Source organism: Frankia sp. CeRuru1 (genome assembly GCF_977966315.1).
Window position 1 is genome coordinate 1 of sequence record NZ_CDWWEW010000183.1, and the last position, 10,014, is coordinate 10,014.

Genomic DNA, 10,014 nt, shown 5'->3' on the forward strand with positions numbered 1-10,014 from the left:
GCGCCGAGACCGTCTCGGCGCTGACCGAAGCGGGCATCGTGCACGCTTTCCCCATCCAGGAGCTGACGCTCCCACTCGCCCTGGCCCGCAACGACATCATCGGGCAGGCCCGCACCGGCACCGGCAAGACCCTCGCGTTCGGCATCCCGGTGGTACAGACGGTGCTGGCGGCCGAGGAGGGTGCCGACGGCCGTCCACAGGCCCTCGTCGTGGTGCCCACCCGTGAGCTGTGCGTCCAGGTGACCGCGGACGTCACCCGCGCCAGCGCCCGCCGTGGCCTGCGGGTGCTGTCCGTCTACGGCGGGCGTGCCTACGAGCCGCAGTTGTCCGCGCTGCGCGCCGGCGTCGACATCGTCGTCGGCACGCCCGGCCGCCTGCTGGACCTCGCCCGCCAGCACGTGCTCGACCTGGCCGGCGTCGGCACCCTGGTGCTCGACGAGGCCGACGAGATGCTCGACCTCGGCTTTCTGCCGGACGTCGAGCGCATCATGTCGCAGCTGCCGACCGAGCGGCAGACGATGCTGTTCTCCGCGACCATGCCCGGCCCGGTCATCTCCCTGGCCCGGCGGTTCATGAAGCGGCCCGTGCACGTCCGCGCGGAACAGCCGGATGAGGGGCGCACGGTCCCGACCACCCGTCAGCACGTCTTCCGCGCCCACGCGCTGGACAAGATGGAGGTGCTGGCCCGGGTCCTGCAGGCCGGCGGCCGGGGGCTCGCCATGGTGTTCGTGCGGACCCGGCGCACCGCGGACAAGGTCGCCGAGGACCTCGCCAAGCGCGGTTTCGCGGCCGCGGCGGTGCACGGCGACCTGGGCCAAGGCCAGCGCGAGCAGGCGCTGCGCGCCTTCCGCTCCGGCAAGATCGACGTCCTGGTCGCCACCGACGTGGCCGCGCGGGGCATCGACATCAACGGTGTCACCCACGTGGTCAACTACCAGTGCCCCGAAGACGAGAACGTCTACCTGCACCGCATCGGCCGCACCGGTCGGGCGGGCGAGAGCGGGGTGGCCATCACCTTCGTCGACTGGGACGACCTGCCGCGGTGGACACTCGTCAACAAGGCACTCGCCCTGCCGTTCGACGGTCCGGTGGAGACCTATTCCACCTCTCCCCACCTGTACGAGGCGCTCGGCATCCCGGCGGGCGCGAAGGGCACCCTGCCGCACGCGGCGCGGACCCGCGCCGGGCTCGCGGCCGAGGACATCGAGGATCTCGGGGAGTCCGGCCGCGGCGGGCGCCGCGGCTCGCGGACCGGGCGTGACCAGGACCGTTCCGAGCCGGCGGCGGTGCCGACCCGGACTCGCGCCCGTCGGCGCACCCGCGGCGGTGGTGCGGCGGCCGCGGCCTCGGGGCTGGCCATCGCCGCGGACCCGGCGGACCCGGTCGACGAGGACGGCCGGAAGGCCGGCCCACCCGTGGTGGACGGTGCCGGGCAGACCGGGCTGGTCGAGTTCACCGGGACCGCCCCGCTCACCGACACCGACACGGACACCGACACCGACACCGCCCGCGTCGTCTCCGCCCTGGCCTCGGAGACGGGCGTCGAGGCCGAGGAGTCGCCCCGACGCCGGCACCGGCGTCGGGGCAACCGTGGCCGCGGCACGGGCACGATGCGGGAGGCCGGCGACGGTACCGAGGCCGCCGCCGACGCGCCGCCTCGAGCCGAGTCGGCCTGACACCCCGGCGGCCCCGCGTACCCGCGGGTGTCGCCGGCCCGCGGGTGTCGTCAGCCCGCGGGCCGAAAATGCAGACCCAACCGGACCCAGCTCAGCCGCCGGCACGAGGGACAGCGCACCAACGAGGGATGCCGGAGTCGGACCAGCGGTAGATGGACGCTCGGCGTCAGGACGCGCAGCGCGTGCCAGGCGCCGAGGGAGCTGGTCTGCCCGCATCGGGAGCAGCTGACGGTCAGGCTGGTGTTCGGCGGTGTCACGGGGCGAACGCCGCTGTACAACGCACGCTTTCCATGCGCGTCCCGACCCACCGTCGATCTCGCGCGGACCGGAGTGATCACGGGAGGTCGGGTGCCACGCGGACGCAGCCGGTCGAACCCGGCCGTCGCCCGGTCCTGCGCCCGGTCCTGCGCCTGTCCCGGCGCCTGCGTCCCGCCCGGCACCCGGCCGGGTGTCCACCCGAGCTCGTTCACCGTCGGCTCACACCCGCACCTCTCCGGCGCAGGCCGGTTCGCCGACCTGCGCCGGTGGGCGGGAATGGTCCCGCATGCCCACGGGCCGGCCGTCCCCCTCCCGAGGGCGTTGCCGCCGACCGGGCGAGGTGGTCCCCGGGCCGTCAACGGTTTCGGCGGCCTGCCCAACCGCGGTCCCGGCAGGGTCAGCGATGCCGGCGATGTCAGCGATGTCAGCGATGCCGGCGGCCGTGCCCACCCCCGCGACCCCGGCGATGGCCCGGGCATGCGACCGGTAGGCCTCGGCCCCCTTGGAGCGCCGTGCGGTCGTCAGGATGGACCGCCCCGTTCCCGGCGCCTCGGCGAAGCGCACCGAGCGGGCTACCGGCGGCGCCAGCACCGCGATGTCGTACCGGGCGGAGACGTCGGCGAGCACCGCCCGGCAGTGCGCCGTGCGACCGTCGAACAGGGTCGGCAGCACGCCGCGGACCCGCAGGCCGGGATTGGTCAGCCGCTGCACGTCGTGCACCGTGTCCAACAGCTGGCCCACGCCGCGGTGGGACAACGTCTCGCACTGCAGCGGCACGATGACCTCGTCCGCCGCCGTCAACCCGTTGATGGTGAGCACGCCCAGGGAGGGCGGGCAGTCGATGAGGATGAAGTCATACTCGTCGACAATCTCGGCGAGGGCGAGCCGCAGCGCGTGCTCCCGCCCGGTGCGTGACAGCAGCACCGCCTCACAACCCGCCAGCTCGATGGTCGCGGGCAGCAGATCGGTGCCGTCCGGTGTCCTGGTGATGATGATGCCGGCGGACAACCGTCCCAGCAGGACGTCGTGCACCGACAGTTCGAGGGCATCCGGATCCAGCCCGAGCGAAAAGGTCAGACATGCCTGTGGGTCGAGATCGACCAGCAGGACCCGACGGTCCAGCTCGCACAGCGCGGCACCGAGACTCGACACGGAGGTCGTCTTGGCAACGCCGCCCTTCTGATTCGCAACAGCGAGTACTCGGGCCACACCGATCAGTGTGGGGGCGTGGCCGATCCGTCACAACACTTGACGGGCGAAAATCTCGACGCGCCCCCGAGGCCACTCCGCAATCACCCTAAGTCGGGCACCGACCAACCATCCGCAACACCGGTAGATCCGGGCGTACCGCTCGTCTCATCCGGTGTGCGCCGCCGGGCGCGGGTCAGCGCGAGGCGGGGGCGGCAGTCTGCACCACCTCGAACGACCACAGCGTGGCCGCGGTGGCCGCGGGGGCACCCTGCCCCCCCGCCGGGGCCCCGTGGCCCGCGGGAGCGCCCTGACCAGCCGCAGCCTGCCGGTGGCCCTCGCCGAACGCCTGCGAGGACTGCCACTTCTGGAAGTCCTCCTCGCTACGCCAACGGGTGTAGACGAGGTAGGTGTCCGTGCCCTCGATCGGGCGCAGCAGCTCGAACCATTCGAACCCGTCGGCCTGCTCCACCATGCCGGCGCGGCCGGCGAACCGCTTCTCCAGGGTGTCTCGCAGCTCCGCGGGCACGGTCAATACGTTGATCTTAACAACACTCATGTCTTCAACCGTAGTGCGCGGGATCCATCACCGCGCCGCTAGAGTCCCCCGACGTGCCAGGTCTTCCCCGTGTCGCCGTCCTCGGTCTCAATGCCGCCGGAACCGCCGCGACGATCACACTCGCCGACGGTGGGCTGACCGTCACCGCGTTCTCCGACGGCCCCACGCCGCCGCCGTCCCTCGCCGAACTCGCCACGCACGGTCTGACTGACAGTGTCGTCGCCGTTACTCTTAATACGTTACGCCTGGTCGGAGCCGCCACGCACGGTCCGCCTTTTGAGGTGCACGGCGGTCCCCACCCGGGTAACGAGGCACGCCCGGGTGACGAAGCCCACCCACGCGGCGTTTTCGAGGCCGTGGTGCTCACCGGCCCGGCGGCGCGGCTGGGTCCGGCCGGGACGGGCTCGGCCCGTTTCGGCGAGGTCTTCGATCTCGAGGTTCCCTGGCTGTTCCATGTCGCGGGTCCCGCGCAGCTCGCGGCTGCCCAGGCCCGGTGGATCGGGGAATACCTGCGCGGGCGGTACACGCCGCCGTCGCCCGATGAGATGGCCGCTCGCCCGCGACTGGCCGGCCGATCGCTGCGCGGCGGGGCACACGGTCAGCTGGCAGCGCTGGACCGGGAGCTGCGCGCGGGGCATGCCCGGGCGGCCGAGGCCGGCTACCCGATGCCCCAGCCGCCTGGGACGACCCTCAACCCGGGGTAGCCGGGGTGAGACGGGCAAGCCGCTCCGCCGCGGACTCCAGGGTCGTGAGCTTCTTGGGGAAGCCGAACCGGATGATGTGGCGGCCATCCGCCGGGGCCGCGAAGAACGACGAGCCGGGAACGGTGGCGACCCCGATCCCGGTGACCAGCCGGCGGGCGAAGGCCACGTCGTCACCGGCCGGGTCGAGCGCGCGGGTGTCGCACATCACGTAGTACGCCCCGTCCGGTTCCCGGAAGGTGAAGCCGGTCCGGGCGAGGGCCGCGCAGAGCAGGTCCCGCCGTTCCCGGTACTGCCGGGCGAGATCGACGTAGTACGTCTCCGGCAGGTTCATCGCCGCCACCCCGCCGGCCTGTAACGGTGCCGCCGCCCCGACGGTGAGGAAATCGTGCACCTTGCGGATCGCCGAGGTGTAGGCGGCGGGCGCGATCGTCCAGCCGACCCGCCAGCCGGTCACCGCGTAGGTCTTGGACAGCGCGTTGATGGTGACGGCGCGGTCCTCTAACCCGGGAACGGTGGCCGGCGGGATGTGGCCGCCCGGGCCCAGGTAGTGGATGTGCTCGTAGATCTCGTCGGTGAACACGAGCGCGTCGTGGCGCTGGCAGAGCTCGGCGACGAGGTCCAGCTCGGCGCGGCGCAGCACCTTGCCGGTCGGGTTGTGCGGGGTGTTCAGCACGATGGCGCGGGTGCGGTCGGAGAACGCCGCACGCAGCTCCGCCTCGTCGATCGTCCAGTCCGGGGCATGCAGGCGGACGAGCTTCGGCCGGGCGCCGGAGAGGATCGCATCCGGGCCGTAGTTCTCGTAGAACGGCTCGAACATGATCACTTCGTCGCCGGGGTCGACCAGCGCGAGCATCGTCGCGATCATCGCCTCGGTGGAGCCGCAGGTCACGCAGATCTCGGTGCCGGGGTCAACCGACCAGCCCGGGTAGGTTTCGGCCACCTTCGCGGCAACGGCGGCGCGGAACTCCGCGGCTCCCCACGTGATGGCGTACTGGTTCACGTCCGCGTCGATGGCGGCCTTGGCCGCCTCCTTGAGCTGCGGCGGGCAGGCGAAGTCGGGGAAGCCCTGCGCGAGGTTCACGGCGTCGTGCGCGAGAGCGAGCCGGGTCATCTCCCGGATCACCGATTCGGTGAAGGTCGCGGCCTTCGCGGAGACCCGCGGCCGGGCAGGCGCGGCGGTCTGGTCGGGCATCGTTTCATGATGGCCCCTCTCCCGGCCCGGTGTCCGGCGGCCCGGTATGCCGGCGCCTCAGCCCTCGTCGTCCTCGTCGCCGAGGGCGTCCCAGGGCTGGCGTTCGGGGCCAGCCGCCTGCCCCTCGGGGCAGTGGCTCCGGAAATCGCACCACGAGCACAGGGGGCCGGGGCTCGGCGGGAACGCCCGTTGCGGATCCTCACCCGCCCGCAGGGCCTCCGTCGCGCGCACGGCGTCCGCCGCGACCGACTCCGCCCGCCGCACGTGCCGGGCGATGCTCGCCTCGGTGTGCTCGGCGGCCGCGACCCGCCCACTGGGCACGTGGTGCAGCTCGACCCGCCGGCATGGTTGGCGCAGCATCCGCCCGGCGGCCAGGGCGTAGAGCGCGAGCGCCGGGGACGATCGCGCGTCGTCGTCGGTGATCGGCCGGCGTCCGGTCTTGTAGTCGACGACGATCAACTCCCCGTCTCGGTCGTCAAGACGGTCCACCCGCCCGGAGAAGGCCAGTGCCTCGGTACGGGCCGCGACCGAGCGCTCGACCCCGCGCGGCTCGGCCGCCGGATCGAGGTGCGCGACATAGTCATGCGCCATCCGCGCGCCGCGCTCGCGCCACCGGTACGACTGCTCACCGTCCCGGAAACCTTCGTCGACCCACAGCAACCGCAACAGCGCCGCGGCCCGCTGCGGGGCCCGTTGCTCGATCGGCTCCTCCCACCAGCGTCGCAGCGCGTTGTGCACGCTGACACCGAAGGAGGTGTGCGCCCAGGGCGGCCCCTTGGGCGGCCGCGGCCGGTCCAGATACGTCATCCGGTACCGGCGGGGGCAGTCCTCGAAGGCGGCCAGCCGCGACGGCGTGCAGGAAAAAAGCCGGCGGGGCATGCCGGTGAGCTCGAGTTGCGCCATTATCCGATGGTCTCACCGGCCTCGCCTCGGTTACCGGACGCCTGATCGGGCGGCGTCGCCGCCCGCGTCAAGGTGAGGGATCAGTCAAGGTGAGGGACCAGTCGGGGTGGGGTTACCCAAGAGTCGGGGTGGATGGCTACCCAAGAGATCAGGCGCCTGGACGAATCGGCACGCGGCTGGCATGCTCTTGCCATGCAGTGCAGTCGATTCACGTGCCGCCGACTCGCAGGTCACGGCACGTCGCTGCGGCTGTTTTATGGGGACCGGGCACGGTCCCCGCTCCGCCGCTGATCTCACGCGGCACAAGCGCCAGACCCAGGCCCGGTCCGCCTCCGGGTCGTCTCAGCCTGGGGTGCGCCGGGCCTCCGACCGAAAGGCCCACTTGTGGAGAACGTCGTCGATGCCCCCAGCACCGCGCCGGCCATCGCCTCGATCGACGAGGGACGACAGCTCATCGATGACATCGATGCTCAGCTGCGTGATCTCGTCGCAACCCGGCGGGACCTGTCCCAGCAGATCCAGGCGCTGCGCTCGGCCGAGGGCGGGCCTCGCATCCAGCACGCCCGGGAGAACGAGATCATCGCGATCTGGGCGGACGAGCTGGGGCCTCGCGGGGTCGAGATCGCGATGGCGGTGCTGACGCTCTGTCGCGGTACCGTGCGGTAGGCACCCGGGCACCCGCCGGTGCGGCGCGCGGCCGCCGTTCGCACCAGCCCACCGCACCGGCCCGGTCATCACGGCGGACGTAACGAACGCTCGCTCTCCCGCCGTCGGCGCTCTCGGCGTTCCCGATCGCGTTCCCGCTCCCGGTCCTTCGCCCGGTCACCGTCCGGCCCCTCCAGCTCCGCGAGCAACCCCCGCAGTTCCGAACGCAGGAAGTCCCGGGTGGCGAGCTCGCCGATCGTGATGCGCATCGCGGCCAGTTCGCGGGCGAGGTATTCGGTGTCCTCGCGGTTACGGATGGTCTGCTCGCGGTCCTGGGCAAGGTTCGCGCGGTCCCGGTCGTCCTGGCGGTTCTGCGCCAGCAGGATGAGCGGTGCCGCGTACGCGGCCTGCAGCGACAGGACCAACGTCAGAAAGATGAACGGGAAATTGTCAAACCGGGCGGACTGCGGGGCGATGATGTTGTAGGCGACCCACAGCACAATCACGACGCTCTGCGCAACGAGGTACCGGGCCGTGCCGATGAAACGCGCCACCCGCTCCGCGATTCGCCCGAAGGCGTCCGGCTCGTAGGCGGAGCGCAGGGCGGACCGCCGGGACAGCCGCGGCTGATCGAGGCGGGCGCCTCGCGGCCGACGGCGTCCCAGGCGTCCCAGGCGTCTCATGGCGCGGCCGGGGAGCTGCCCACCTCGCCGCGGGAGCCTGGTTCCACGTCGCCCGCGGCGGGCGGGGTCAGTGCCCCGGGGGTCGCCCGCGCATCCACGTCCGCGTCGAGCTGTCGCTCCCGCCAGTTCGCGGGAAGCAGGTGGTCGAGCACATCGTCGACGGTGACGACGCCGACGAGCCGGCCGGCGCGGTCGAGAACCGGTGCCGCCACCAGGTTGTAGGACGCCAGATGACGGGTGACCTCGGCCAGCGGGGTCTCGGGCCGCAGCGAGGCGATGTCGACGTCGATCACGCCACCGACCAGGGTCGCCGGCGGCTCACGCAGCAGCCGCTGGAAATGGGCGAGACCGAGGTAGCGGCCGGTGGGCGTCTCGTAGGGCGGGCGCACCACGTAGACCTGCGCGGCAAGCGCCGGGGAAAGCTCGGGTTCGCGGATGCGGGCCAGCGCCTCGGCGACCGTCGCGTTCGGAGCGAGCACGACCGGCTCGCTGGTCATCATGCCGCCGGCCGTGTCGTCGGCGTAGAGCAGCAGACGACGCACGCCGGCGGCCTCGTCGGGCTCCATCAGCCGCAGGAGACGCTCCGCGTCGTCGGCGGGCAGCTCGCCCAGCAGGTCCGCCGCGTCGTCGGGGCCCATCGCCTCCAGCACGTCGGCGGCCCGCTCGTCGGCGAGTCCCCCGAGCAACTCGACCTGCTCGTCCTCCGGCAGCTCCTCGAGGACGTCGGCAAGCCGCTCGTCATCGAGGGCGGCAGCGACCTCCGCGCGCCGTTTCTCGGACAGGTCATGCAGCAGCGACGCGAGGTCGGCGGGCCGCAGCTTCTCGAACGCGGCGAGCAGGTTCGCGGCCCCCTGCCCCTCCTCGGGCAGCGAGAAGCCGGTGACCTCGTCCCAGGCGACCGTCTTCACCTCACCGCGCCGGCCCCGGCCGACCCGCACCGCCACCTGGTCGAGCACCCAGTCGCCGCCGCGAACCGGTTCGATCGCGGCATCGACGACGGTCACCTCGACGCCGGACGAGATGAGCGTCACCCGCCGGTCAAGCAGCTCGCCGAGCACCCGGGTCTCGTTCGGGCGCTGCTGGAAACGCCGCCAGCTCAGCCGGGCCGAGGACAGCACCACCGCGCCCGACTCCACCCCGGTGACCCGGCTCATCGGCACGAAGATCGGTCGGCGTTGGACCTCGACGGCCAGGCCCAGGACTCGGGGCGGCTCATGCCCGAGTCGCAGCGTCGCGATCACATCGCGCACCCTGCCGACCTGGTCGCCATTCGGGTCCAGGACAAGCAGGCCCGCCAGCCGGCGGCAGTAGACGCGGGACGGAGCCGGGCGGGAGATCATGCCCATCACCGGACGATGCCTGCGAAGCGCAACATACCGGCCCACGACGGCCCTGCAGACCTGTTCACGGCCGGAGGTTACCCGGCCCGGGACATCCCACAACCCGGAGAGGTCGGCCGGATCAACACCGCCGCGCGGGCCGCCGGCAAACCGCCCGGCGTTCCGGGGCCGGGGATCGGGCTACGGGCACTGCCTACAGGTACTGCCTCGACGGATTGACCATGGCGCGGACGGTCTTGCCGTCGTGGAACTCCCCGATCGCCGTCATCGACCAGGTGGGAGCCCCGCGGTCGCGCTGCACCCGGCACATCACCAGTCCGGTGGACGGCTTGGAGTCGGACAGGTCGAACCGGACGAGCTCCTGCCCGGTGAGATCGTCATACAACCGGCAGTAGGCGTTACGCACCTCGACGAAGGTCTGTCCCTGGAAACTGTTGACCGTGAAGATCAGGGTGACGACGTTCCCCGGCAGGGCGCCGAGATCGACCATGATCGTCTCATCGTCCCCTCCGCCATGGCCGGTCAGGTTGTCCCCAGAGTGGCGCACGGCTCCCCGGGCGCCCTTCTTGGACATGAACCAGACCTTGTCGACATCCTTGCCGCGCTCGTCGAACAGGATGCAGGACGCGTCGAGGTCGATCGACTTCCCGTGCTGGGCCGGATCCCACCCAAGGCCCAGCCGGACCCGGGTGAGCGGCGGCGCGCCGGTCTTCACCAACGAGACGCTCTGCCCCTTGGTGAGCGATACCCGCCCCTTGTCCAGGTTCACCCGGCCACCCTGCTGACCGGGCGCTCCCAGCGCGGGGGGCGGCGGACCCCATTGCTGACCACCCGGCTGCGGGCCCCACTGCTGCCCGGGCGGGGGC

Annotated in this window: 11 protein-coding genes; 3 read left to right on the plus strand and 8 right to left on the minus strand. The window is 72.2% G+C overall.

Annotation, left to right across the window (positions count from 1 at the left end):
- A partial coding sequence (locus tag AC08OP_RS14230; protein WP_476614629.1) for a DEAD/DEAH box helicase occupies positions 1–1,676 on the plus strand: 1,676 nt, incomplete at its 5' end.
- Between the two features lie 50 nt (positions 1,677–1,726).
- Here AC08OP_RS14230 and AC08OP_RS14235 read toward each other — a convergent pair.
- The 3 genes from AC08OP_RS14235 to AC08OP_RS14245 form a co-directional block, all read right to left on the minus strand.
- Positions 1,727–2,146, minus strand: a complete 420-nt coding sequence (locus tag AC08OP_RS14235) for a hypothetical protein (RefSeq protein ID WP_476614630.1) — start codon at positions 2,144–2,146, stop codon at positions 1,727–1,729.
- Positions 2,147–2,153: 7 nt separating this feature from the next.
- A complete protein-coding gene (locus AC08OP_RS14240; RefSeq protein ID WP_476614631.1) occupies positions 2,154–3,143 on the minus strand; it encodes a ParA family protein in 990 nt (329 codons plus the stop codon).
- Between the two features lie 175 nt (positions 3,144–3,318).
- On the minus strand, positions 3,319–3,681 hold the full coding sequence (locus AC08OP_RS14245) for an antibiotic biosynthesis monooxygenase family protein (protein WP_476614632.1): 363 nt from the start codon (positions 3,679–3,681) through the stop codon (positions 3,319–3,321).
- A 53-nt stretch (positions 3,682–3,734) separates the two neighbouring features.
- On the opposite strand from AC08OP_RS14245, the gene AC08OP_RS14250 reads away from it, so the two are divergent.
- Entirely contained in the window at positions 3,735–4,385 is a 651-nt protein-coding gene (locus AC08OP_RS14250) for a hypothetical protein (protein ID WP_476614633.1), read from the plus strand.
- Here the strand turns inward: AC08OP_RS14250 and AC08OP_RS14255 are convergent.
- Positions 4,372–5,577, minus strand: a complete 1,206-nt coding sequence (locus AC08OP_RS14255) for a pyridoxal phosphate-dependent aminotransferase (protein ID WP_476614634.1) — start codon at positions 5,575–5,577, stop codon at positions 4,372–4,374. The genes AC08OP_RS14250 and AC08OP_RS14255 overlap by 14 nt on opposite strands.
- 57 nt (positions 5,578–5,634) lie before the next feature.
- The gene (locus AC08OP_RS14260) at positions 5,635–6,480 is read right to left on the minus strand and encodes a RecB family exonuclease (RefSeq protein WP_476614635.1); all 846 of its coding nucleotides are present in this window, start codon (positions 6,478–6,480) and stop codon (positions 5,635–5,637) included.
- Positions 6,481–6,864: 384 nt separating this feature from the next.
- Between AC08OP_RS14260 and AC08OP_RS14265 the strand changes: the two genes are divergently transcribed.
- Positions 6,865–7,146 (plus strand): chorismate mutase, encoded by a 282-nt coding sequence (locus AC08OP_RS14265; RefSeq protein ID WP_476593745.1) that lies wholly within the window; start codon positions 6,865–6,867, stop codon positions 7,144–7,146.
- A 68-nt stretch (positions 7,147–7,214) separates the two neighbouring features.
- Here AC08OP_RS14265 and AC08OP_RS14270 read toward each other — a convergent pair whose 3' ends face one another.
- The 3 genes from AC08OP_RS14270 to AC08OP_RS14280 form a co-directional block, all read right to left on the minus strand.
- Positions 7,215–7,808 carry a DUF1003 domain-containing protein gene (locus tag AC08OP_RS14270; RefSeq protein WP_476614636.1) on the minus strand — a complete coding sequence of 198 codons (594 nt, stop codon included), beginning with the start codon at positions 7,806–7,808 and terminating at the stop codon, positions 7,215–7,217.
- Positions 7,805–9,148: a magnesium transporter MgtE N-terminal domain-containing protein gene (locus AC08OP_RS14275; RefSeq protein WP_462188984.1), complete on the minus strand. Its 1,344-nt coding sequence runs from the start codon at positions 9,146–9,148 to the stop codon at positions 7,805–7,807. Before AC08OP_RS14275 ends, AC08OP_RS14270 begins: the two co-directional genes overlap by 4 nt.
- A 193-nt stretch (positions 9,149–9,341) precedes the next feature.
- Positions 9,342–10,014, minus strand: a 673-nt coding sequence (locus AC08OP_RS14280; protein ID WP_476614637.1) for a TerD family protein, incomplete at its 5' end; no start/stop codon positions are given.

Excerpts from the sequence above, each read along its gene's own strand:
- AC08OP_RS14245 (WP_476614632.1), bottom strand. The coding sequence starts at position 3,681 with ATGAGTGTTGTTAAGATCAACGTATTGACCGTGCCCGCGGAGCTGCGA.
- AC08OP_RS14255 (WP_476614634.1), bottom strand. The coding sequence starts at position 5,577 with ATGCCCGACCAGACCGCCGCGCCTGCCCGGCCGCGGGTCTCCGCGAAG.
- AC08OP_RS14260 (WP_476614635.1), bottom strand. The coding sequence starts at position 6,480 with ATGGCGCAACTCGAGCTCACCGGCATGCCCCGCCGGCTTTTTTCCTGC.
- AC08OP_RS14270 (WP_476614636.1), bottom strand. The coding sequence starts at position 7,808 with ATGAGACGCCTGGGACGCCTGGGACGCCGTCGGCCGCGAGGCGCCCGC.
- AC08OP_RS14275 (WP_462188984.1), bottom strand. The coding sequence starts at position 9,148 with ATGATCTCCCGCCCGGCTCCGTCCCGCGTCTACTGCCGCCGGCTGGCG.